The 23992-nt window shown below is 71.3% G+C and carries 17 protein-coding genes; 9 read left to right on the forward strand and 8 right to left on the reverse strand.

All coding sequences use genetic code 11. The annotated features are described in order from the left end of the window. Nucleotides 1-23 precede the first annotated feature (23 nt). From ACQEWB_RS18210 to ACQEWB_RS18220, 3 genes are read left to right on the forward strand one after another with little or no spacing between them, the layout of a single operon-like run. Nucleotides 24-1013 (forward strand): alpha/beta fold hydrolase, encoded by a 990-nt coding sequence (locus ACQEWB_RS18210; protein WP_432832182.1) that lies wholly within the window; start codon nucleotides 24-26, stop codon nucleotides 1011-1013. A gap of 14 nt (nucleotides 1014-1027) precedes the next feature. Continuing rightward, nucleotides 1028-1507 (forward strand): cupin domain-containing protein, encoded by a 480-nt coding sequence (locus ACQEWB_RS18215; RefSeq protein ID WP_432832184.1) that lies wholly within the window; start codon nucleotides 1028-1030, stop codon nucleotides 1505-1507. Nucleotides 1508-1547: 40 nt separating this feature from the next. Next, nucleotides 1548-2381, forward strand: a complete 834-nt coding sequence (locus ACQEWB_RS18220) for an alpha/beta fold hydrolase (RefSeq protein WP_432832186.1) — start codon at nucleotides 1548-1550, stop codon at nucleotides 2379-2381. Here ACQEWB_RS18220 and ACQEWB_RS18225 read toward each other — a convergent pair whose 3' ends face one another. Beyond that, nucleotides 2382-5165 carry an AAA family ATPase gene (locus ACQEWB_RS18225; protein WP_432832188.1) on the reverse strand — a complete coding sequence of 928 codons (2784 nt, stop codon included), beginning with the start codon at nucleotides 5163-5165 and terminating at the stop codon, nucleotides 2382-2384. Nucleotides 5166-5248: 83 nt separating this feature from the next. Beyond that, nucleotides 5249-7963, reverse strand: coding sequence for an ATP-binding protein (locus ACQEWB_RS18230; protein ID WP_432832190.1), 2715 nt, complete (start codon nucleotides 7961-7963; stop codon nucleotides 5249-5251). A gap of 165 nt (nucleotides 7964-8128) precedes the next feature. Here ACQEWB_RS18230 and ACQEWB_RS18235 point away from each other — a divergent pair, with 165 nt between their 5' ends. Next, on the forward strand, nucleotides 8129-8632 hold the full coding sequence (locus ACQEWB_RS18235) for a GNAT family N-acetyltransferase (RefSeq protein WP_432832192.1): 504 nt from the start codon (nucleotides 8129-8131) through the stop codon (nucleotides 8630-8632). A 90-nt stretch (nucleotides 8633-8722) separates the two neighbouring features. Here ACQEWB_RS18235 and ACQEWB_RS18240 read toward each other — a convergent pair whose 3' ends face one another. Further along, a complete protein-coding gene (locus ACQEWB_RS18240) occupies nucleotides 8723-9766 on the reverse strand; it encodes a LacI family DNA-binding transcriptional regulator (protein WP_432832194.1) in 1044 nt (347 codons plus the stop codon). Between the two features lie 340 nt (nucleotides 9767-10106). Here ACQEWB_RS18240 and ACQEWB_RS18245 point away from each other — a divergent pair, with 340 nt between their 5' ends. The 4 genes from ACQEWB_RS18245 to ACQEWB_RS18260 all read left to right on the forward strand — a co-directional run bounded on the left by ACQEWB_RS18245 (nucleotide 10107) and on the right by ACQEWB_RS18260 (nucleotide 14896). After that, on the forward strand, nucleotides 10107-11432 hold the full coding sequence (locus ACQEWB_RS18245; RefSeq protein WP_432832196.1) for an ABC transporter substrate-binding protein: 1326 nt from the start codon (nucleotides 10107-10109) through the stop codon (nucleotides 11430-11432). After that, nucleotides 11429-12457, forward strand: coding sequence for a carbohydrate ABC transporter permease (locus ACQEWB_RS18250; RefSeq protein ID WP_432832198.1), 1029 nt, complete (start codon nucleotides 11429-11431; stop codon nucleotides 12455-12457). The genes ACQEWB_RS18245 and ACQEWB_RS18250 overlap by 4 nt, the downstream gene beginning before the upstream one ends. After that, nucleotides 12454-13347 (forward strand): carbohydrate ABC transporter permease, encoded by an 894-nt coding sequence (locus tag ACQEWB_RS18255; RefSeq protein ID WP_432832200.1) that lies wholly within the window; start codon nucleotides 12454-12456, stop codon nucleotides 13345-13347. The genes ACQEWB_RS18250 and ACQEWB_RS18255 overlap by 4 nt, the downstream gene beginning before the upstream one ends. A 109-nt stretch (nucleotides 13348-13456) precedes the next feature. Next, nucleotides 13457-14896 (forward strand): GH1 family beta-glucosidase, encoded by a 1440-nt coding sequence (locus ACQEWB_RS18260; RefSeq protein ID WP_432832202.1) that lies wholly within the window; start codon nucleotides 13457-13459, stop codon nucleotides 14894-14896. A gap of 74 nt (nucleotides 14897-14970) precedes the next feature. Here ACQEWB_RS18260 and ACQEWB_RS18265 read toward each other — a convergent pair whose 3' ends face one another. Together ACQEWB_RS18265 and ACQEWB_RS18270 are read right to left on the reverse strand one after the other, a co-directional pair. Next, nucleotides 14971-15309, reverse strand: a complete 339-nt coding sequence (locus tag ACQEWB_RS18265) for a hypothetical protein (protein WP_432832204.1) — start codon at nucleotides 15307-15309, stop codon at nucleotides 14971-14973. Between the two features lie 13 nt (nucleotides 15310-15322). Continuing rightward, nucleotides 15323-18916 (reverse strand): DNRLRE domain-containing protein, encoded by a 3594-nt coding sequence (locus tag ACQEWB_RS18270; RefSeq protein WP_432832206.1) that lies wholly within the window; start codon nucleotides 18914-18916, stop codon nucleotides 15323-15325. A gap of 427 nt (nucleotides 18917-19343) precedes the next feature. Between ACQEWB_RS18270 and ACQEWB_RS18275 the strand changes: the two genes are divergently transcribed. Continuing rightward, nucleotides 19344-20063, forward strand: coding sequence for a hypothetical protein (locus tag ACQEWB_RS18275; RefSeq protein ID WP_432832209.1), 720 nt, complete (start codon nucleotides 19344-19346; stop codon nucleotides 20061-20063). Nucleotides 20064-20168: 105 nt separating this feature from the next. On the opposite strand, the gene ACQEWB_RS18280 is transcribed toward ACQEWB_RS18275, so the two are convergent. The 3 genes from ACQEWB_RS18280 to ACQEWB_RS18290 all read right to left on the reverse strand — a co-directional run bounded on the left by ACQEWB_RS18280 (nucleotide 20169) and on the right by ACQEWB_RS18290 (nucleotide 23898). Further along, complete coding sequence (locus ACQEWB_RS18280; protein WP_432832211.1) at nucleotides 20169-21641, reverse strand: glycoside hydrolase family 18 protein; 1473 nt, start codon at nucleotides 21639-21641, stop codon at nucleotides 20169-20171. Between the two features lie 146 nt (nucleotides 21642-21787). Continuing rightward, nucleotides 21788-23197 carry a sensor histidine kinase gene (locus ACQEWB_RS18285; protein ID WP_432832213.1) on the reverse strand — a complete coding sequence of 470 codons (1410 nt, stop codon included), beginning with the start codon at nucleotides 23195-23197 and terminating at the stop codon, nucleotides 21788-21790. Further along, on the reverse strand, nucleotides 23194-23898 hold the full coding sequence (locus tag ACQEWB_RS18290; RefSeq protein WP_432832215.1) for a response regulator transcription factor: 705 nt from the start codon (nucleotides 23896-23898) through the stop codon (nucleotides 23194-23196). The genes ACQEWB_RS18285 and ACQEWB_RS18290 overlap by 4 nt, the downstream gene beginning before the upstream one ends. Between the last annotated feature and the right edge of the window lie 94 nt (nucleotides 23899-23992).

Genomic DNA, 23992 nt, shown 5'->3' on the forward strand with positions numbered 1-23992 from the left:
CCCGGCATCCCCTGGAGAGAGCAGTGAGATTCCGCCTGCCCAGATCCGGCCGCCTGGTGGCCGCGTTCCTCGCCCTGGCCGTCGGCCTCGGCTCGACCACCCTCACCGCCTCCGCCTCCGCCGGGCCGGCGTCGTCGCACGGCGAGCGGATGCCCGCCGGCTTCAGCGAACACAGGACCCGGGTCGCCGGAACCGGCATCGACTACGTGATCGGCGGCCACGGCCCGACCCTGGTCCTGATCCACGGCTACCCCCAGACCTGGTACGAGTGGCACGGCATCATGCCCGCGCTCGCCGAGCACTACACCGTCATCGCGCCGGACCTGCCCGGCGCGGGCCGCAGTGACGCCCCGGCGTCCGGCTACGACAAGAAGACCATGGCCGCCACGCTGCACGCGCTCCTGGTGTCGCTCGGCAAGGACCACGACGTGAACGTCGTAGGCCATGACATCGGCACGATGGTCGCCTACGCCTACGCGGCGCAGTACCCGGGCAGCGTCAGGAAGCTCGTGCTGAGCGAGGCCCCGATCCCGGACCCGGCCGTCTACGAGTTCCCGTCGCTGACGGCCGACGGCCCAGGGGCGTGGCACTTCGGCTTCTTCTCCCTGCGGACCGGTCTCCCGGAGAGCCTGATCCGGGGCCGCGAGCTGACCTGGACGACCGGCTTCATGCGGGGCATCGCGGTGCACAAGGACGCCCTGACCTCGGATGACCTCGCAGTCTTCGCCTCCTACCTGCGCGACTACCCACACCTGGAAGCGAGTCTCGCGTGGTTCCGGACGTTCCCGCAGGACATCGCCGACAACGCGCGGTTCCGGAAGAAGCCCCTGACCATGCCGGTGCTCGCGATCGGCGCCTCCGGCAGCCTCGGTTCGTCCGTCGCGGAACAGGTGCGCCGGTACGCCACCCACGTCACCCCGGCCGTCGTCCCCGACTCCGGCCACTGGATCTACGAGGAGCACCCGAAAGAGATGACCGAGACGCTGCTGCGCTTCCTGGGCGGCCCACGATGACGACAGGAGCGGACATGACCCGGTTCTTCCCGACCTTCGAGCCGACGGCCGAGCGCGAACCCTTCTGGTTCCTCGGCGGCCGGGCCAGGATCCTGCTGCCCGGCACCGCGACCGACAACCGGCTCAGTCTGATGGAGTTCGCCGACCCGGTCGGCCACGCACCTCCGCACCACGTTCACGAGGACGAGGAGGAGGTCTGGTTCGTCCTCGACGGCGAGGTGACGTTCTTCGTCGGCGACCAGCGCCATGACCTGGTGCCCGGGCAGGTCGCGTACGGGCCGCGCGGGGTTCCGCACAGCTACCTGGTGCGCTCGCCCGAGGGGGCGCGGATAGCCGTGCTGTTCAGCCCGGCCTGCATAGAGGAGTACTTCAGGGCCAACGGCACCCCGGTCGCCGAGGCCGGGGACCTGCCGCCGGAGTTCGATCTCGCGGCGGTCGTGGCCTCCGCCGAGGCCTTCCACCTGCGGGTCACCGGACCGCCGCCGTCCCTGTGAGCCGCCCGCCGGCCCGCCGAGCACACGAAGGGAAACCGACATGCCGTACATCACCGTCGGCCGGGAGAACTCCGCCGACATCGAGCTGTACTACGAGGACCACGGGAGCGGGCGGCCCGTCGTACTGATCCACGGCTACCCGCTGGACGGCCACTCCTGGGAGAAGCAGCTCCCGGCCCTCCTCGACGCGGGCCACCGGGTCGTCACCTACGACCGGCGCGGCTTCGGCCGGTCCTCGCAGCCGACCACGGGCTACGACTACGACACCTTCGCCGCCGATCTCGACGCGCTGCTGACCGAGTTGGACCTCACCGACGCGGTACTCGTCGGGTTCTCCATGGGCACCGGGGAAGTGGGCCGCTACCTGGGCAGGTACGGCTCGCAGCGCATCGCCAAGGCCGCCTTCCTGGCCTCCCTCGAACCCTTCCTGGTGAAGACCGACGACAACCCCGGCGGCGTCGACCGGTCCGTCTTCGACGGCATCCTGGAGGCTGTCACCAAAGACCGCTACGCCTACTTCACCAGCTTCTACGAGGCGTTCTACAACCTCGACGAGACGCTCGGCAGCCGTATCGGCGAAGAGGCCGTGCGGGCCAGTTGGAACGTTGCGGCGGGCGCGTCGGCATACGCGTCGGTGGCCTGCGTGCCCACGTGGATCACCGACTTCCGGGCCGACATCGCCAAGATCGACGTACCGACACTGATCCTGCACGGCACGGCCGACCGGATCCTGCCGGTCGACGCCACCGGGCGGCCCTTCCACGCGCTGCTGCCCTCGGCCGAGTACGTCGAGATCGAGGGCGCCCCGCACGGCCTGCTGTGGACGCACGCCGAGGAGGTCAACGCGGCGCTGCTGGCCTTCCTGGCCAAGTAGTCAGCCGCCGGTCGCCGGGCCCGGTTCGCCGATCGCGTGGGGGATCTGCTTCCGGGAGGTGATGCCGAGCTTGCGGAACACCTTGTTCAGGTGGAACTCGACCGTCGAGGCGGTGACGAACAACCGCGTCGCGATCTCCCCGTTGGTCAGCCCCGAGGCGGCCATGGAGGCCACCTGACGTTCCCGCGGAGTGAGATCGAACCTGGTCTCCTCGGTCCGCCTGCGGGCCCTCTCGCCGGTGGCCAGCAGCTCGGTCCTGGCCCGTTCGGCGTACGGCACCGCGCCGAACGCGTCGAAGCTCTCGTACGCGGCACGCAGCTGCCTCCTGGCATCGGAACGCCTCTTGCGGCGGCGCAGCCACTCACCGAACAGCAGCCGGGAGCGGGCCTGTTCCAGGGCCAGCGGTCCCTGTCCCAGCAGGTCCACCGACTCCTCGTACGACTTCTCGGCATCGTCGCCCTCGGTCGTCAACGCCCGGCCGAGGGCCAGGCTGCCGAGGGCCCAGGGCGTGCCGGCGAGCGGGGCGCGTTCCTCCAGCCGGGCCAGGGCCGCGCTCACGGCGGCCCGGTCACCGGTGCGGACACCGGCCTCGACGAGCAGCGGCAGAACCAGGTTGCCGCCGGCCGGGGGATCCTCCCCGAAAACCGTCCGCGCGTGCTTGAGCGCCTGCCCGTAGCGGCCCCGCCCCAACTCGAACAGAGCCAGCGCGTGCTGCGCCATCAGCTGGAGCACGCCGTGGCCCATGCTCCTCAGCTCCGCGGCCTTCCGCACCGCCGCCCGCAGCTCGGCCTCCCGGCCGGTCAGGGCGAACAGGTTGAGCCGGTTGATGTCCCCGCCGCCGGGGAAGCCGGTGGCGGCCGCGAGGTCGTCGAACTCGGCGTAGCGGACCTCCGCCTCGGTGAAACGTCCGTCCCAGAGTTCGTAGTACGCCTCGCAGAGCAGCGTGATGCTCAGCGCGTACAGCGCACCGGAGTCGCGGCCCGCCGCCGCCAGGCGGCCGGTGAGCTCACGCCCGGCCCGGATGTCCCACAGGTCGTCGCAGGCGATGGTCAGCATCACCGCGAACGGACTGTTCGCGTCCCGGATCCCGCCGCCGCCCCGCATGTCGTCCACAGCGGTCCGCAGCACGGGCGCGCCGTGCTCGTAGCCCTCGGCCACGCGACGGGCCAGACCCTCCATCAGCAGGTCCCGGCCGCGCCCGGCGGGGTCGGGGGTGTGCCGCGCGGCGACGACGGCCGCCGCGACCTCGGCGAGCGAGGTGCCCCGCAGGGTGTCACGGGCGACCAGCGCGGCATGCAGCGCCTCGCAGAGCAGCTCCCAGGTGAGCCGCGGGTCCCGCGCGCCGAGCCGGGTCACGGCGTCCAGCAGCATCGCGGGAACGTCGGCGACGGCGATCCGGAACATCTGCGCGGTCGCCCGCATCCGCAGCTCGCGGGTACGCATCACCGGGCCGCGGATGTCGGCACCGGCCAGGTCCAGCGCGGTCCCGGCCGCCGGTGGGTCGCCGGACATCAGGTGGGCCTGTGCCGCGTCGAGCAGCCGCTCGGCCCGTTTGTCCGGGTCCTTGGTGAACTCGGCGGCCCGGGACAGGAACAGGGCCTGCTGGGAGTGGCCGCCGCGGGCGCGGGCCCGCTCGGAGGCGGCCGCCAGGTCGTCGGCGACGGCGTCGTCCACACCCTCGGCGGCTTCGGCGCGGTGCCAGGCGCGGCGGTCGGCGTCCCGTACGGGGTCGCAGGCGGCGGCCAGTGCGGCGTGCGCCCGGCGGCGCTCGCCGGGTTCGGCTCCGGCGTACACCGTCGAGCGGATCAGGGGATGCCGGAAGGCCGTCGGCGTGTCCCGGTCGAGGATTCCGGCGGCGAGGGCCGGCTGGACGGCGCGGGCCGACAGGCCCAGTCGCCCGGCGGCCCGCCACATCATCCCCGCGTCGTCCGAAGGGGCCGCCGCGAGCAGCAGCAACAGGGTTGCGGTCTCCGGCGGCAGGGCCGCGACCAGGCGTCGGAAGTGTCCTTCGAGCAGTCGGCCCACCGGCAGCGGGTCGGGCAACGGGGCGACACCGGACAGCTGTTCGGCGGCCAGGGCGTCGGCCAGCTCCAGCAGCGCGAGCGGATTGCCGCCGGTACCGACGACGATCCGGTCGGCGACCGCCGTGTCCACCCGCCGGCCGGCGAAGGAGAGCAGGGCCTTGGCCTCCGGCTCCGGCAGACCGGTCACGGAGAACACGCTCAACCCGTCGAACAGGCCGTTGTCCCCGAGTCCGTCACGGACGGCGATGATCAGGCCCAGGGAGTCGGCGTGCAGTCGCCGAGCGGTGAAGGCGAGTGCCTCGGCCGACTCCCGGTCCAGCCACTGCGCATCGTCCAGAAGGAACAGGAGTGGCTGGTCGGCGGCGGCCTCGGACAGCAGTGTCAGCGTCGCGAGGCCGACCAGGTAGCGGTCCGCGGGCGGCCCCGGCACCAGGCCCAGGGCCGCGTCCAGCGCTGCCCGTTGCGGCCCGGGCAGCCGGCCCCTCCGGTCCAGGAACGGCCGCAGCAACCGGTGCAGCGCGCCGAAGCCGAGACCGGTCTCGGGCTCGACCGCGGTCAGCCGGACCACGCGCAGTTCCGCAGCGGTGGCCGCGGCGTACTCGAGGAGGCGGGTCTTGCCGATCCCTGGTTCGCCGGTCAGGACCAGGACTCCGCCGAGTCCGTCGCGCACCGCGTCGAGCAGTCCTCCGATGGCTTCCCGTTCGGCCTGGCGGCCGACCATCGGCGGATCGGATGCCTGCTGGACGCCGTTCCACACCATGGGACCGCCCCCCTGCCGATGTCCTGACGAGAGGAAACGCTAGGAGCGCCGTGCGGGCGGAAGCGAGCGTCATGTGACGGTGGTCAGCGCAGTGCGCTGACCACCGTGCGCAGTTCGGCGCGCGACACCACGCCCAACTTGGGGAAGATCCGGTGGAGGTGCGAGCTGACGGTCCGGTGCGACAGGTAGAGCCGCTGGCCTATCTCGCGGTTGGTCAGCCCGTCGGCGGCGAGCTGGACGATCTGCAGCTCGTGCGCGGTCAGCCGGTCCCGGGCGTCCGGGGCCCGGCGGCGGCTGGTCTCGCCCGCGGCGCGCAGTTCCCTGCGGGCCCGCTCCCCCCAGGGGATCGCGCCGAGGGCGTCGAACATGTCCCGGGCGGCACGGAGGTGTTCGCGGGACTCGACACTGCGCCGCCGACGCCGGAGCCATTCGCCATAGGCCAGGTGAGTACGGGCCCTGATCAGCGGCCAGGCACTGAGGTCGGCGCTCAACGCACCCGAGAAGAGCGGATCGGCGTCCTCGTCGGCGGCCAGCAGTGCCCGGGCCAGGCGCAGTTCGGCGTGCAGCACCGGCGCCGAGGTCACCGTGGCGACCTCCTCCAGCTCCGTCACGACGGGGAGCACGGCCTCCGACCGCCCGCAGTGCGTCGCCGCGTCGACGAGGTCACCCACGGCCGTCAGCCGCAGCGCGACCTGGAACGCGGGATCCGCCGGATCGTGCAGGCGGCGGAAATGGCCGAAGGCCTCCTCGAACCGCCCCACGCCCAAGGCCGCCAGCCCGCGCGCCATCGACGCGGTGGCCAGCACCGGACGTGCGCCGGCCGGCAGCCCGATCTCCTCCGCCTCCTCGGCCAGCTCCAGGGCGGAATCCGCCTCACCGCGCAACGCGGCCAGCTTGGCGGCGGTGGCTGTCATCAGCGCGTACATCATCGTCTGGCTGGTCTCGCGGGCCAGCCTCCGTGACTCCTCGGTCGCGGCGATCGCGGCGCCGAGGTCGCCGACCACGAGAGCGCTCCACGCGTCCGCGCCGACCGTCCGGGCCAACAGCCCCAGGCGTCCCTGGGCGCGCAACGGCGCACCACCGGCCGCCGAGAACGCCCGCGCCAGGTCGAATCCGCCGACCAGGAGCGCGGCGGTGGAGAGCATCCGGTAGGCACGGCCGTCGTCGCCCTCCTTCAGGGCGACGTGGCGGGCGCGGTCCAGGACGAAGGCGCCGCGGTCGACCGGCGCGGCGTAGGCGCAGATGGCCAGGCGCCACGGATCGAGTTCGTCGAGATCCATTCGCTCCACGGCCCGCAGAACCGTGCGGCGGCCCTCCGCGCCGGGGTCGGACCAGAAGCACAACTGCGCGGCGCTCCACAGGATCCGCAGCGCCAGTGCACGGTCCTGAGCGGCCATCTCCTCGGCGAGCGCCGTCAGGGAGTTGGCGCCCGAAGCGTGACTGTGCAGTCCCTCGTCGAAGCTGCCGCGGAGCCAGACGACCGTGGCGTGCTGCCGTCGCGACAGCGGCCCGGTGAGCGCCTGGTCCAGCAGCCGGGTCACGGTCTCGGGCCGGCCGAGTTCGACGGCGAAGTCGGCGGCGCGCAACAGCCGTTCCGCCCGGCGGTCGGCGTCCTCACTGAGCCCGGCGGCCTGTTCGAGGGCGGTGACGGCCGCCGCGATGCCGCCGCGGCGTGCGGCCCGGTGAGCGGCGTCCTCCAACGCGGCGGCGACCGTCTCGTCCGGGTCGTCGGCCGCGGCGGCCCGGTGCCGCAGCCGACGGTCCGGATGATCGTCGAGCACGGCGGCGAGTGCGGCGTGGACCGCGTGACGGACGCCGGTGGGCATGGTCTGGTGGATCGCCGACCGCATCAGCGGATGCCCGAACCGCAGTTCCGTACCCACGACTTGGACCAGCCGGGCGCGCACGGCCGGTTCGAGCTGCGCGGTTCCGGCCGTCGCGCCGGTGAGCTGCCGGGTCGCGCGGTAGATCTCGGGGAGCGACGAGCTGTCGTCGAGGGCCGCGATCCGCAGCAGACTGCGGGTGATGTCGGGCAGGGCCTCCAGGCGGTCGGTGAAGGCCCGTTCGAGCCGCTCGGTGAGCGGCAGTTCGGACGAGTACGGATCGGCCGACGCGCCGAGGGTGCGGGAGAGCTCGGTCAGGGCCAGGGGGTTCCCGGCGGCCTCGGCCAGCAGCCGCCGGTGCACGGTCGGCCGCAGATCCGGGGCGCGGTCGGCCAGGAGTTCGATGGCCTGGCCGTCCGTGAGCGGGCCCAGGGTCACCGACGTGAGTTCGTCCGAGCCCAGCCGCGACCGGTAGCCGTCGCGTGCGGCTCCCACCACGACCACCGGCTCCGTGCCGACCCTGCGCGCCACGAAGGCAAGGACACTCGCCGTGGCGTCGTCGAGCCACTGGGCGTCGTCGACCAGAACCAGCACCGGCGCGACCGCGGCCGCGTCGGCCAGGAGGTTGAGCACGGCCAGACCGACCAGGAAGACGTCGGGAACACCGGCCCCGGCGTGTCCGAGCGCGGTGTCCAGGGCCTGTCTGTGCGGCGCGGCGAGCTCGGCGGCTCCCGCGGCCAGAGGGCGGAGGACGAGTTGGAGACCCGCGTAGGGGATGTCGCTCTCGGCCTCGACGCCGCTGGTACGCAGGACCCGGTAGCCGAGCCCCTCGGCGAGGGCGGCGGTCTCGCCGAGCAACGCCGTCTTCCCGATGCCGGGCGATCCGCGGAACAGCATCGCGCTCGCGTGACTCCGTGGCTCGGCCAGCAGCCGGCGCAACAGCTCCAGCTGATCATCCCGACCGATGAGTTCCACGATCCCCCCGTCAGCCGGGTCCTGGGACTCGGTCCGTCTGGAAGACGAGGGTAACGCCCCTGAGCCGACGCGCGTCTCGTCGGCTTCTGGAATCCTCTACGGGGAGCGTCCGGCCATGACCGACCGTCTTTCGGTTTCCGCGTGAAGAGGGACACTCATACCGACATGCACACCGCCGACGTCATCCACACCTCCCGCCTCGACCTCCTCCCCCTCCGCGTCGAACACGCCGCCGAGATGGCCGCCGTACTGTCCGACCCGGCCCTGCACACCTTCATCGGCGGCACCCCCGCCACCCCCGAAGCCCTGCGCACCCGCTACGAACGCCTGGTGACCGGCTCCCCCGACCCCGCCGTCACCTGGCTCAACTGGATCCTGCGGCAGCGAACGGACTCCCGCCTGGTGGGCACCGTACAGGCCACCGTCGCCGGGCCCACCGCCGAGATCGCCTGGGTCGTCGGCACCCCCTGGCAGGGCCGCGGCCTCGCCTCCGAAGCCGCCCGTGCACTCGTCACCTGGCTCACGACCCGCCCCGGCATCCGGACCGTCGTCGCCCATGTCCACCCCGACCACACGGCGTCCGCCGCGGTGGCCCGGGCGGCCGGGCTGGAGCCGACGGCGGAGGAACAGGACGGCGAGCAACGCTGGCGCCTGGCCCTACCCCACTGAACGCCGGGGTACGGCTCGGCAGCGGGGAGTTCGTCAACGGCCGCAGGGGACGGGGAGTCGTGCGCGTCAGAGCGCGCTGGGGGACGGTGATCAGGAAGAGGTACGTTCCACCAGCTCCGTGGCCAGCACCACCTGCCGACGCTCCAGCCCCCGCGACACCGCAGGTCGCCGGTCGGCGATCTCGGTGAGGAGGAGGTCGATCATGCGGCGGCCCATCTCCTCGATGGGCTGGCGGACGCTGGTGAGGGGTGGGTCCATGTGGCGGGCGATGGCCGAGTCGTCGTAGCCGACCAGGGCCACGTCGTCGGGGATACGGCGGCCCTCCTCGCGGAGCACCTGGCGGGCGCCCGCCGCCATCACGTCCGAGCCGGCGAAGACCGCGTCCAGGTCGGGGCAGCGGGCCAGCAGCCTCGTCATCGCCCGGCGGCCGCCCTCCTCCGTGAAGTCGCCCGGCTCGATCAGGCTCTCGTCCACCTCGTGGCCCGCGTCGCGCAGGGCGTCGCGGTAGCCGTCGACGCGGCGCTGGGCGCCGTACACGTCGAGGCGGCCGGTGATGTGGGCGATCTTTCCGCTGCCCCGGGACAGCAGGTGCTCCACGGCCGAGCGGCCGCCGCCGTAGTTGTCGGAGTCCACCGAGGTCAGCGTCTCCGCGGCGGAACGGGGGCCGCTGATCACCGCCGGGATCTCCAACTGGGCGAGGAGGTCGGGGAGCGGGTCGTCCGCGTGCACCGAGACGAGGAGTACGCCGTCGACGCGATGCGCGGCCAGGTACTGCGCGAGTCGGCGGCGCTCGCGGTCGCTGCCCGCGAAGATCAGCAGCAACTGCATCTCGGTGTCGGAGAGTTCGGCGCCGACGCCCTTGAGCATGTCCGAGAAGTACGGCTCCGCGAAGAACCGGGTCTCCGGCTCGGGGACCACCAGCGCGATCGCGTCCGTGCGGTTGGCGGCGAGGGCGCGGGCCGCGGTGTTGGGCACGTAGCCGAGCTCGGCAACCGCCGCCTCCACCGCCGCGCGGGTCGCGTCACTGACCCGCGGCGACCCGTTGATCACCCGGGAGACCGTGCCGCGCCCGACACCGGCACGCGCGGCCACCTCTTCGAGGGTCGGACGACCCCCGCTCCGGCTCCGCGCCATTGGCTCCGCCCTTCCGCCGTCGAACCAGTGTTGGCCTGGAATCTAACAGTCCCGGGGGATCAGTGAGCGACCCCCCGGGGGCGCCCGAGAATCCCCACCGGCACCGGACCCATCAAGTCCACTTAACAGCCCGATAACTGAACGCATCTCGCCATGCCGACTCCCTTGACACCCCCGCCGGAACCGGCGAACCTTCAACACATCACTTGTGGGAGCGCTCCCACAGTACCTGACACATACACATCCCGCACGTTCCCCGCCCGAGCCGCAGCGAGTACGAACGGGCGCCACCAATGCAGTTGGCCGGGGGGTCGGCACGTCAGGCAACAGGAGGACGCAAATGGGCACGAGTACCCGACGGTCCCGCAGGCTGATGGCCCTCGCGGCCGTCGCCGCGCTGGCGACGGGACTGCTGGCCGGCTGCTCCAAGGACTCGGACGACAGCTCGTCGAACGACAGCGGCGGCGGCAACTCAGGCGGCAAGACCACGCTGACGGTCGGCACCTTCGGTGTGTTCGGCTACAAGCAGGCCGGCCTCTACGACGAGTACATGAAGCTGCACCCGGACATCAGCATCAAGGAGAACGTCACCACCCGTACCGACGTGTACTGGCCGAAGGTGCTCACCCGGCTCCAGGCCGGCTCCGGCACCGACGACATCCAGGCGATCGAGGTCGGCAACATCACCGAGGCCGTGCAGACGCAGGGCGACAAGTTCGTGGACCTCGGCAAGGACGTCGACAAGTCCCAGTGGCTGGACTGGAAGAACGCCCAGGCCACGACCAAGGACGGCAAGCTCATCGGGCTGGGCACGGATGTCGGCCCCATGGCGATCTGCTACCGCAAGGACCTGTTCAAGAAGGCCGGTCTGGAGACCGACCGCACCAAGCTCGCCGCGGAGTGGAAGGGCGACTGGGCGAAGTACGTCGACGTCGGCAAGGAGTACATGAAGAAGGCGCCCAAGGGCACCAAGTTCGTGGACTCGGCGTCGTCGGTGTACAACGCGGCCCTCGGCGGCGGCACCGAGCGGTACTACGACAAGGACGGCAACGTCATCTGGGACAAGTCGGATGGCGTGAAGAAGGCCTGGGACGTCGCGATGTCGGTGGCGACCAGCAACATGTCGGCCAAGCTGAAGCAGTTCGACCCGACCTGGGACCAGGGCTACGCCAAGGCGTCCTTCGCGACGGTCGCCTGCCCGGCCTGGATGATCGGCTACATCGAGCAGAAGTCCGGTGACTCGGGCAAGGGCAACTGGGACGTGGCGGCCGCGCCGACCGCGTCCAACTGGGGCGGCTCCTTCCTCGGCGTGCCGACGGCGGGCAAGCACCAGAAGGAGGCCATCGCGCTGGCCAAGTGGCTGACCGATCCCGCACAGCAGGCGAAGGTCTTCGCCAAGCAGGCCAGCTTCCCGTCGACCCCGTCGGCGTACTCGGCCCTGAAGCCGGCCGCGGACACCACGGCCTACTTCTCGGACGCGCCGATCACCCAGATCTTCGCCGACTCGGCCAAGACCATCCCGGTCCAGTACTTCGGCGTCAAGGACCAGCCGATCAACACCGCGATCACGGACGTCGGCATCCTCCAGGTCGAGCAGAAGGGCAAGAGCCCGACGCAGGGCTGGGACGCGGCCAAGAACGAGGTCAAGGACGTGCTCGGCCAGTGAGCAGCTCCAAGCAGGCACTCGCGCATCCCGCGTCGAGCGCCGAGGCCGCGCCCGGCACCCCGCCGGGCGCGGCCCGGGGCGCTCACGGTCGCGGTACGCCGCCGCCCGGCCCCGAATCGTGGCGCAGCCGGCTGTACCGCTGGGACATGAAGGCGTCCCCGTACGCGTTCATCGCCCCCTTCTTCGTCATCTTCGGGGCCTTCGGGCTCGTGCCGCTCCTCTACACGGCCTGGTACTCGCTGCACAACGTGCAGCTGTCCGGCCTGGACCACCAGACGTGGGCCGGACTGGACAACTACAAGAACCTGCTGTCCTCGGAGTTCTTCTGGAACGCCCTGGAGAACACCTTCACCATCGGCGTGATCTCCACGGTCCCGCAGCTGCTGATGGCGATCGGGATCGCCCATCTGCTCAACTACCGGCTGCGCGGCTCGACGTTGTGGCGGGTCGTGATGCTCACCCCGTACGCCACCTCGGTGGCGGCGGCGACGCTGGTCTTCACGCTGCTGTACTCGTGGGACGGCGGCATGGTCAACTGGCTGCTCCACTTCGTGGGGATCGACCCGATCAACTGGCGCGAGTCCGACTGGGGCGGACAGTTCGCGGTCTCCTCGATCGTGATCTGGCGGTGGACGGGCTACAACGCGCTGATCTACCTGGCGGCGATGCAGGCGATCCCCTCCGACCTGTACGAGTCGGCGGCGATCGACGGCGCGGGCCGCTGGCAGCAGTTCCGCCATGTGACGGTCCCGATGCTGCGGCCGACGATCCTGTTCACGGTGGTCGTCTCCACGATCGGCGCGACGCAGCTGTTCGGTGAGCCGCTCCTGTTCGGCGGGGTCAGCGGCTCCAAGGGCGGTTCCGCGCACCAGTACCAGACGCTCGGCCTGTACATGTACGACCAGGGCTGGGGCATCGGCAACCTCGGCAAGGCCTCCGCGATCGCCTGGACGATGTTCCTGATCCTGCTGGTCGTCGCCGCGGTCAACCTGCTGATCACCCGACGGTTGAGGAAGTCCCAATGACCACCAGTGAACTGACGGTTCCTCAGATCCGTAAGGAGCCGCGACGGTCGCGCCGGATGATGGGCGCGGGCAAGCAGATGCACGCGGGTCCGGTCACCTACGTCGTCCTGGTGGTCTTCGCGCTGATCTCGCTGGCCCCGCTGGTCTGGACGGCCATCGCGGCCTCGCGCAACAACGAGCGGCTGGCGCAGTCACCGCCGCCGCTGTGGTTCGGCGCGAACCTGTTCAAGAACCTCCAGGCCGCGTGGGACCAGGCCGGGCTCGGCACCGCGATGGTCAACTCCACGATCGTCGCCGGGACCATCACCCTCGGTACGGTCGTGTTCTCCACGCTCGCCGGGTTCGCCTTCGCCAAGCTGCGGTTCAGGTTCTCGAGCACCCTGCTGCTGCTGACCATCGGCACGATGATGATCCCGCCGCAGCTGGCCGTCGTACCGCTGTACTTGTGGATGTCGGACCTCGGCTGGTCCAATCAGTTGCAGACGGTCATCCTGCCCACCCTGGTCAGCGCCTTCGGCACGTTCTTCATGCGGCAGTACCTGTTGCAGGCGCTGCCCACCGAGCTGATCGAGGCGGCCCGGGTGGACGGCGCGAGCAGTCTGCGGGTGGTGTGGCACGTGGTGTTCCCGGCGGCGCGGCCCGCGATGGCCGTGCTCGGGCTGCTGACCTTCGTCATGGCCTGGAACGACTTCCTGTGGCCGATCATCGCCCTCAACCAGCAGAACCCGACCGTGCAGGTCGCCCTGAACTCGCTCGGCACCGGCTATGTCCCCGACCAGGCCGTGATCATGGCGGGCGCGCTGCTCGGCACGCTGCCGCTGCTGATCGCCTTCGTGCTGTTCGGTAAGCAGATCGTGGGCGGGATCATGCAGGGTGCGATCAAGGGCTGACGACCCGTCAGTGCTATGTCACATATGACATGTCACATGTGACATGTCATATAGCACACGTCATCTGTCATACGTCTCGGTCTCCACGACCTCCAATGGGAGCGCTTCCATGCCTGAACCCGCAACGCCGGCCACCCCGGTGACCTTTCCTCCCGCCTTCCTCTGGGGCGCCGCGACCTCCGCGTACCAGATCGAGGGGGCGGTGCGGGAGGACGGCCGTACGCCCTCGATCTGGGACACCTTCAGCCATACGCCGGGCAAGACGGCCGGCGGCGAGCACGGTGACATCGCTGTCGACCACTACCACCGCTTCCGCGAGGACGTGGCGCTGATGGCCGAGCTCGGCCTGTCGGCGTACCGCTTCTCGATCTCCTGGTCGCGGGTGCAGCCGACCGGACGGGGCCCGGCCGTGCAGGTGGGCCTCGACTTCTACCGGAAGCTGGTGGACGAGCTGCTCGAGCACGGCATCAAGCCGGCCGTGACGCTCTACCACTGGGATCTGCCGCAGGAGTTGGAGGACGCGGGCGGCTGGCCGGAGCGGGACACGGCGCTGCGGTTCGCAGAGTACGCGCAGATCGTCGGCGAGGCGCTGGGCGACCGGGTGGAGCAGTGGATCACGCTCAACGAGCCGTGGTGCAGCGCCTTCCTGGGGTACGGCTCCGGGGTGCACGCGCCCGGCCGGACGGACCCGGAGGCGTCGCTGCGGGCCGCCCACCACCTCAACCTGGCGCACGGGCTCGGCACTTCGGCGCTGCGGTCGGTGATGCCCGCCCGCAACTCGGTGGCGATCAGCCTCAACTCGGCGGTGGTCAGGCCGGTTTCGCAGGAGGCGGCCGATCTGGCGGCGGCCCGGAAGATCGACGACCTGGCCAACGGCGTCTTCCACGGTCCGATGCTGCACGGGGCGTACCCGGAGTCGCTGTTCGCGGCGACGGAGCTGGTGACCGACTGGTCGTACGTCCTCGACGGCGATCTGCGGGCGATCCACCAGCCGTTGGACGCGCTGGGGCTCAACTACTACACGCCGTCGCTGGTTTCGGCGGCGGACACCGCGATGACCGGTCCGCGCACGGACGGCCACGGCGCGAGCGAGCACACCCCGTGGCCGGGCGCCGACGACGTCGCCTTCCATCAAACCCCGGGCGAGCGCACGGAGATGGGCTGGACGATCGACCCGACGGGCCTGCACGACCTGATCATGCGTTACACGCGCGAGGCCCCGGGCCTGCCGCTCTACATCACCGAGAACGGCGCGGCCTACGACGACAAGCCCGACCCCGACGGCCGCGTCCACGACCCGGAGCGGATCGCCTACCTGCACGGCCACCTCGCAGCGGTGCGCCGCGCGATCAGCGACGGCGCGGACGTGCGCGGCTACTACCTGTGGTCCCTGCTGGACAACTTCGAGTGGGCGTACGGCTACGAGAAGCGCTTCGGCGCGGTCTACGTCGACTACGCGACCCTCGCCCGCACCCCGAAGTCGAGCGCCCTCTGGTACGGGCAGGCGGCACGGACCGGGACGCTGGCTCCGGTGGAGACGGCGCAGTAACGGGGGTCCACAGACGGGGGGCGGGGCGCGGCGGCCGAGGGGGGCGCCGCGCCCCGGTTCAGTGGGTCACCTGGTCAGCACTCCATGTACCACTCCCCCGAGAACGGCTGGAGCAGCAGGAACACGAAGGCCGCCAGCAGCAGTCGTACGACGATCAGCGCCCACATGGCCGGGCGGGCGCCGCGGCCGGTGCGCCCGGCGAGCAGCCAGGTCAGCGGCAGGGACAGCAGGATCCCGGCGGCCAGCCAGAGGCGGCTGTCCTGGGTGGCCCGGTCGCAGTAGACATGTCCGCTGAGCGAGTACATGCCGTACGCGGTGGCCAGGGCGAGGACCGCCTCGGCACCGAGCGGCAGCGACCAGCGCAGGGGCAGCCGGAGCGCGCCCAGGCCTTTCACACGTGACGTGGCGGGCATAGGGGGCCCTTCCTCACTCGTACCAGGGGAAGACGGACACGATCCAGACGGACATGTTCTTGTACTTGCCTGTGCGCTGCTTGGTGAGCCGGTAGTTCTTGCGGTTGTTGCTGTGCTGGGTGATGTAGATGTTCCCCTGGGAGTCGATCTTCGTCACGACGGAGGCGTGGCTGATCCCCTTGAAGCCGCTGGGGTGGTCGTCGCCGCTGATGTTCCAGTTGTAGTAGACGATGTCGCCGACGTTGACCTGGCTCTTCTTCGTGTGCCAGGCATAGGTGGCCTGTCGGCTGATGAAGTTGGCGTTGTGGTAGGCGTTGGCCCAGGAGTACGAGCGCTTGGGCCAGGTGTTGCTGTCGTCGCGCCACCAGTAGTCATCGTCGTCGTAGGTCCAACGGGTGCCGCCGGACTTCTTGTTCATCCCGCCGCCCTTGTTGAGGGCCTTGGAGACGAAGTTGGTGCAGTCGTTGTCGTAGTCGTGCTTGGAGTTCCAGTGGTCGCGGGCCCAACTGGCCGTGCCGCCCCAGGAGATGTCGGCCGCGTAGGTGGCGTTCGCCGAGGCGGCGGTGGCCGTGGTGGTGGTGCCGGTGACGAGGTTGCCGTCGGCGTCGGTCTCCATCACGTCCGGGACGGTGGTGGAGTCCGAGGTGGTGGTGTCGGCGACCGCGAGGGCGTCGGCGGAGTCGCTGACGGTGGTCTCGGCGGCGGCCGCGTCCTGGTAGCCGGTGATCACCGGCGGGGTCGCGGTGGTGAGGGTGTAGAGGCGGGTGGTCTCCTCGGCCTCGTCCGTGGAGTCCGGGTCGTCACTCTCCTGACCGGCGACGACGGTGTCGGTGAGGGTGGCGGTGGCGCGCAGTACGACGGTGCCCGTGGTGGTGCCGGGCATGGCGAGTACGTCGGTGAGGGCGACCGCGGGCTCGTAGGTGTCGGAGTCCTCGTCGCCGAGCGCGGCCCGGTCGGCGAGCGGGTCGGACTGCTCGGCGGCGAGCACGTCGGCGAAGCCGGTGCCGGAGCTGCTGGCGTCGGCGGCGGCGTCGGCGCTCGCGTAGTCGCCGGTGAGCAGGGCGAGATGGGCGTCCAGGTAGGCCTGGACGACGGCCTGGTAGGCGGCGGTTCCGCCGGTGACGGCGGCCGGGGTCACGGCGCCGGAGGTGGCGGCCGGGCCGGTGCCGACGCTGTTGGTCGCCGTGACCTTGAAGGTGTAGGCGGTGCCGTTGGTGAGGCCCTTGATGACCGCCGACGTACCGTCCGTGGTCGAAGTGGCCACGGTGGTACCGCTCTTGAGGGCGGTGACGGTGTAGCTCAGGTCCTCGTCGGTGACACCCCAGTTGGCCGGGGGCTCCCAGGTGACGAGGGCGCCCGTCTCTCCGGCCGTCGCGGCCAGGTGCTCAACTGCCGTGGGGACGGTGTCCGTCGACGTGTCGTCGCCCTCCTCGGCGGCCACGTCGACGGTGAAGGTGTGCTTCGAGGTGTAGGAGGAACAGACGTCCTCCACGCAGGCCCGCATCTTCCAGCTGTAGGTGGCGCCGTCGGTGAGGTCCTGCGGCACGACCAGGGAGGCACGCTCACCGGTGGAGACGGTGGCCGTCCCCAGCGGGGTGTCGCCGACGACGGCGCCCGTGCTGTCGTACAGGACGTACTCGGCGTTGACGGCCTCCTGTCCGACGGCGCCCACCAGTCCGGTCAGCAGTGGTGTGGCCGTCTCGGTGGCGCCGGTCTGGAGGTCGGTCGGCACGTCCGGGATGTCGAGGGCGCCGGTGTCGACGGTGAAGGTCTGCCAGGAGGTCCAGGCGGTGGAGTAGTCGGTGCCGTCGTAGGCGCGGGCGCGGACGCGCAGGTGGGTGCCGTCCGTGAGGGACTTGGAGGACGGGACGGTGAGCGCGGTCGCCTTGCCGGAGCTGACGTACGCGCTGGACTTGGTGTACGCGTAAGTGGTGTCGGCGTAGTCGGGGTCCGGCTCGATCGCGTACTGGACCCTGGCCTTGGCGCCCGCGTCGACGTCGCTGACCTTGGCGGAGAACACCGGGTTGACCGAGGTGACGATCTTCTCGCCGGAGCTGGTGGTGCTCGGCGAGAGGGTGAGCGAGGTCGGCGTCTTCGGGTACGAGTTGTAGGTGACCGTCAGGTGCGGTTCGGTCGAACTGTCCGCGCCGGAGACGTAGTTGGCCGAGCGCCAGCGGCGCCAGGTCAGGCTGTCGGTCTCGCTGGTGCCCTTGACCTTGATGCCGTAGTTGGTGGAGCCGTCGGCCCAGGCCTGCACGATGTCGTCGATGTCGAAGTTGACCGTGCCGGCCGGGCAGTCGTCCGAGTAGCCCTTGGCGGCGGTGGAGACGACCGCGCCGGTGCTGGTCGAGGACGGCTCGTCGCCGTAGGTGATCGTGGAGGACGACCAGGTCGAGGTGATCCGGCGTATCTGGGTGCCGGAGCCGGAGGTCGAGCAGGACGAGGACCAGTACGAGTACAGGGCCAGGTTGGTGTCGAGGATGTCGGTCCCGGCGAAGTCCGAGACGTCGAACTTCAGGTACGAACGGGCGATCGTGCTGCCGGCGTTGTACGTGCCCGACTTCAACTCGGCGGACGATATCTGCGAGTCGGGGTAGTTGGTGGCGACCCAAGTGTCCGTGGTGACCGCGAGCGTGCTGGTCGGGTCGACGGTGACCGGGTAGGTCAGGTCCTGGTCGAAGTAGGCGGGGTCCGGCGTGAGGACGAGGGTCTGGCTGCCGTCGGCGGCGGTCTCGATGTCGGTCGCGACGGGCGCGATGTGCTTCGACTCGCCGGAGGCCGGGTCCTTGGAGGAGTCCCACATCATCGGCGCGGGCGCCTCGGCGACGAGCTCGCCGTCGGCGTTCTTCAGCAGCAGGTGCCCGGAGGCGGCCTTGGAGAGGGTGAGCCCGTCGAGGTGGACCGGGATGCGGTAGGAGAGCGCGCCGCCGGAGGTGTCGGGGGCCGCGTCCAGGAGGACGTTCTCGGAGATGCCCTGCTTCAGGGCGGTCACGGTGAGGGTCTGGTCGTCGCCCAGGTCGTACGAGGCGGTGTCGCCGTCGACCTTCGGGGTGGGCAGCGTGCTCTCCCAGCCGAGGGTCAGGGACACGTCATCCTGGGAGACGGAGGCGAGGGTCTTGTCGCCGCCGTCCGAGACGGCGATGTCGGCGGCCGCCGCCTCCGGTTCCAGGGCGGGACCGGTGTCCGAGAGGTCGGTGTCGATGGCCTGCCAGGAGCCGTCGGCCTGCTTCACCCGCACCGGGCCCGCGTACGACTCCGCCGTGAGCGTGCCGTCCGGGTTCGCGTACACGGTGGAGTCCGCAGTGCGCTGCGAAGTCAGCTCGACCCGCTCTCCGCTCAACCTGGCCTTGCGCCGGGCCAGTTCGTCCTCCGACAGGAAGGACAGCGCCTTGGCCGCGGTGGCGCTGCCGCCGTCCTCCAGGGTGGTGGCGTGGACGGTGCCGCCCGAGGCCGTCGTCCCGGTGGCGGTGCTCAGCAGCGTCGTGCCGCCGAACGGGTCGGTGGCGGTGACCAGCCCCGTGAGCAGCAGTGCCGCCACGACGGCCTGCGCGCCACGTCTGTGCCGGGATCTGCGCCCGGTGGGCGTCCCCCCGATGCGTCTGTTCAAGTGCCCTCCCTCAACTTGGCCTGCAACTTCGCAGGCCATGGCCGGAATTCGACCGTGTCGGCCGGAAGGTAGCGGCACCTCTTGTGCGCGGCGGAGGCTCGCCGAGGGGGTGGGCGGGGGTTGCTGTCGGTGAGCTGTGCGAGTCCGGAGCGGAAGGGGTGGTACCGGTACGGGCCGCCTGTACGCGTTTCGGGCGATGTCCACACTTCCTCCCCAGCTGGCGCACAAGTGTGGGCCGCGCGTGAACCCCCAACCCCCGTAAGGATCTTGATGCACTTGTGACCTGCGGAAACGCCCCGAAGACGAGCTGCGGAACGGACTCACAGGGACCGCTCAGCCGGGGATCAGAGACCTCTCAGCGCCGGGGCGTCTCATGGGGTGTGCGGGACGGATGAGAAGCGAACCCCGCAGGTCTCGGGAGGACGTCATGGGTTTCATCGCGCTGGTCCTGCTGGCGCTGGTCATCGGCGGTGTGGTCGCGTTCGTCGGCAGACAGCGGGCGGGCGGGGCGGGTTCGGGGACCGGTCCGGGCTTCGGCTCGGGCTTCGGCGGCGGATCCGCCCAGCAGTCGTACGACGCCACCGCGGACGCCGGTGCCGAGGCGCACCGTTGGGTGGAGCTGCTCGGCGGGAGTCTGTCGACGCTGGACGCGGGCGGGAACCAGGCCGCCCGGCAGGCCCTGGCGGACGCGGGCGAACGGCACCGGGCGGCCCAGGGCCAGCTCGCCACTGCCTACTCCCCCGCGCAGTACGCGCTGGTCACCCAGACCGCGGTCGAGGGCCTGCACCATGTGCGCACCGCCCGCACCGCGCTGGGCCTCGACCCCGGTCCCGCCCTGCCCACCACCGGTCTGGGCGGCGGGCAGGTCACGGTCGGCGGGCAGACGTACACCGCGTCCGCGCAGCCCGGTGCGGCGAACCCGTACTACTACCCGGGCGGTGTGGTCGGCGGCCGTACCGTGCCGGGCGGCTGGTACAGCCGGCCCTGGTGGAAGACGGCGCTGGTGGCGGGCGCGGCGGGCGTCGGCGGGATGCTGCTGGCGGACGCGCTCTTCGACGGGTTCCACCATCACGGGCCCGGGCCCGGCGGGCCGGGCGGGGGCGGGTTCGGGGGCTTCGGCGGCTTCGGAGGCCCCGGGCCCTTCTGACCGCCGTACCGCCGTATTCGCCGTACCGCCGAATGTACGTGTGCGCGCCCCGGCCGGATGGGGGGAAGTGCCGGCCGGGGCGCGTCGACCCCCGTGTCCTGGCGGCTAGTTGAAGGCGCCGAAGGCCTTCGAGAAGGCGAACTTGTCCTGGACGATCGAGCTGCAGGTGGCGTCGGCGAAGTTCTTCGCGCCGCCGTCGCACTGCTTGTCGCGGGTGGCCGACCACATGGACAGCCAGCCGAGGCCCTTGGACTTGGCGAAGCTGACCAGCTGGGAGGCGTCGTCGACCTTGAAGATCTCGGACGAGACGTCGTTGACGCCGAGCATCGGGGTGACCGCGACCGCCTTCCAGGCGGCGGCGTCGGAGAGCCCGAGCACGCTCTTGATCTGGGCCTGCGTCGCGGTGGCTGCCTGCTCGGCGTACGTGCCCATGTCGCCGCTGTACGAGGCGCCGTAGTCCATCGCCATGATGTTGACGGTGTTGATCCTCACGCCGTTGGACTTGGCGTTGGAGAGGAGGTTCACGCCGTCCTGGGTGAGGCCCTCGGGCATGACCGGGAGGGTGTAGGAGACGTCCAGGTCGGGGTGGGCCGCCTGGAGCTTGGCTATCGCCTTCGCGCGGTTGGTGTTCGCCGTGGTGTTGGGCAGCGCGCCGCCCTCGACGTCGAAGTCGACCTTGGTCAGCTTGTACGCGTCCACGACCTTGCCGTACGCCGTCGCCAGCGCGTCCGCCGAGGAGCAGGTCGTCGCCAGCTCGGAGCCGGAGGCGCCGCCGAAGGAGACGCGGACGTCGCCGCCCTTGGCGCGCAGCGCGCCGATCTGGGCGGCCACACCGTCGCTGCCGAGGTCGGTCACACCGCCCCACTTGGGGGTGCAGCCGCCGCCGTCGGTGACGAAGGCGAGGTTGTAGTTCTTCACGCCGGTCGCGTCGGCGCTCGCGAGCAGGTCGAAGGCCGGGTAGAGGGAGGTGTCGACGTACGGGGCGAAGCCGGCGCTCACGGTCGTGCCGGTGCCGGAGCTCTGGGTCGGGGAGGCGGTGGCCGTGGGGGTCGCCGACTGGGTGGGCTTCGAGGTCGCGGTCGCGGTGGGCGTCGGGGTGGCCGTCGGCGTCGCGGACTGCGTCGGGCGGCCGCTGGGCTCGGGGGTCGCGCCGTCGTCCGCGGAACACTTGGCGCCGTCGATGACACAACCGGTCGGATCGCCGCTGCCGTTGACGACGAAGCCGACGTCGACGGACTTGCCGGCCGCGAGCCCGTCGGTGTCCCACTTGGCCGGAGTCACCGTGACGTGCTGACCGCTCACGCTCGACTCGGCGTTCCACAGCGAGCTGAGCTTCGCGCCCGACGGCAGGTCGAACTCCAGCTTCCAGGTCTTCTCCGTGGCGCCGCTGTTGTTCGTCACGACGTACTGGGCGGTGTAACCCGTCTGCCAGTCACTGGTCTTGGTGTACGCGGCGCCGACCCCGGCGGCCTGCGCGGTGCCGGTCAGCAGGAGCGCGCCACCACCGACCACGGCCGCGGCGACGGCCCCGCCGATCACCTTGTTTCTGCCACTGACCTTGCGCCGGTGCGTGCTCATGCGCGTGCCTGCCTTCGTTTTCACGGGGTCCACGGGGATTCACGGGAGTTCACTGGGATTCCCGGGGTGGGTGCGGCAGCACGCTAGCGACCCGGAAACGGGCAAAGTGCCTGTTCCGGGCGGGGGTTGAGGTTCTTAGGGTGCGCTTAAGGGAGGGATCGGGGACGGTTAAAGGTCGAGACCAATTTGCCCTGTCGGTGACGTCGTCCGGCTCCCCGGTGTCCCCTGCGGCCCGGCGTCCGCTCCCGCCCGTCCAGCTGGATCCAGATCCGCACCTCGGTGCCGCCCAGGACCGACGAGCCGATCCGTACGTCCCCGCCGGTCTCCTCCGCGAGCCGGCGCACGATGTCCAGGCCCAGGCCGGTCGAGCCGGCGCTGCCCGAACCCCGGCCGCGTGCCATCGCCGCCTCGGGGTCGGCTATGCCGGGGCCCGCGTCGGAGACGAGCACGATCACCGCGTCCTCGCCGTTGTGCAGGTCGACGGCGAAGGCGGTGCCCTCGGCGGTGTGCCGGAAGACGTTGCCGAGCAGGGCGTCCAGCGCGGCCCCGAGGTCGGCCCGGGCCACCGGTATCCGCACCGGCCGGTCCGCGCCGGCCACCCGCCACTTGCGGCCCTCGTCCTCGGCCAGCGCCGACCAGAAGCCCATCCGCTCCCGCACCACCTCGGCCGCGTCGCACCCGGCCCCGGGCCCGGCGGCCGCGGTCTGCGGCTTGGCGTCCCGGGCGGTCCGGATGATCGTGTCGACCTCGCGCTCCAGCTGGGCGACCGCGGCCCGGGTCTGCTCGGCGGCCGGCCCGTCCCCGAGCGAGGCCGCGTTCAGCCGCAGCACGGTCAGCGGCGTACGCAGCCGGTGCGACAGGTCCGCCGCCAACTCCCTTTCATTCGCCAGCAGTTGTACGACCTGGTCGGCCATGGAGTTGAACGCGACGGCGGCCAGCCGCAGTTCGGTCGGCCCTTCCTCCGGCACCCTCGACCCGAGCTTCCCCTCGCCGAGTTCGTGCGCGCCCTCGACCAGCCGCTGGGCGGGCTGCACCATCCGTACGCCCAGCCGGTCGGCGACCGCGACCGAGCCGACGATCAGCGCGAGGCCGACGCCCGCGAGAACCGCCCAGGCCGTGCCGACGCCGTTGCTGACCTCGGACTCGGGGACGTACACCTCGACGACCGCGATCGCGCCGGAGCTCAGCGCGACCGGCTGCAGCAGGGTCGCCCCGCCGGACACCTTCGTGGTGGAGGCGCGGCCGAGCCGGCGCACGGTCGCGATGTCCTTGCCGGCGGCGCGCTGCTTCCCGATGTCGACGGCCTGCTGGTCGCCGGCCGCCGGTATGTGGACGGCCATCCCGGAGTCCGAGCCGGCCGAGGCGACGACCCGCTCCAGCTGGTCGCGCTCGGTGGTGATGGACAGCGCCGGGGCGACCGCGGCGGCCTCCCGCTCGGCGTTCGAGAACGCGCGGTCCCGGGCCATCTCCTTGATGACCAGGCCGAGCGGCACCGCGAAGGCGACCACGACCATGGCGGTGACCGCCACACAGACCTTGACCAGTGCCCACCTCATCGCGCCCCCTCCCCGCCCGGCGGCTCCAGCTTCACGCCGACACCGCGCAGGGTGTGCAGATACCGCGGCCGGGCCGCCGTCTCGCCCAACTTCCGCCGCAGCCACGAAAGATGGACGTCGATCGTCTGGTCGTCGCCGTACGACTGCTGCCACACCTCGGCGAGGAGTTCCTTGCGGGGGACGACGACACCGGGGCGGCCGGCCAGGAAGGCGAGCAGGTCGAACTCGCGCCGGGTGAGGTCGAGTCGGACGCCGTCCAGCTCGGCCTGGCGGCGCAGCGGATCGACGGTGAGGCCGCCGACGCGCAGCACCGAGGAGGGTGGGGCGTCACCGGGCACGGTGCGGGAGCGGCGCAGGACGGCCGCCATCCGCGCCGAGAGGTGCTCGACCGAGAACGGCTTGGTCAGGTAGTCGTCCGCGCCCGCGTTCAGCAGCCGGACGATCTCCGTCTCGTCGTCCCGGGCCGTGGCGATGATCACAGGTACGTCGGTGATACCGCGCAGCATCTTCAGCGCCTCGGACCCGTCCAGGTCGGGCAGACCGAGGTCGAGGACGACCACGTCGAAACGGAAATGGGCGACCTCGCGCAGCGCCTCCAGCGCCGTCCCGACACTGCGCACGGTGTGCGCGGCATCGGTCAGGTGCCGGATCAGCGCCGAACGCACGAACTGGTCGTCCTCGACCACGAGCACACTTGCCATGCGCGGCACCGTACGCCATGCGGGCGAGCCGCATCGGGGCCTGTGGACAACTCCCGGCAGCTACCGGTAAGGGCTGTGGATAACTCCGGACGGG

Source organism: Streptomyces sp. CA-249302 (genome assembly GCF_050936785.1).
GTDB lineage: Bacteria > Actinomycetota > Actinomycetes > Streptomycetales > Streptomycetaceae > Streptomyces.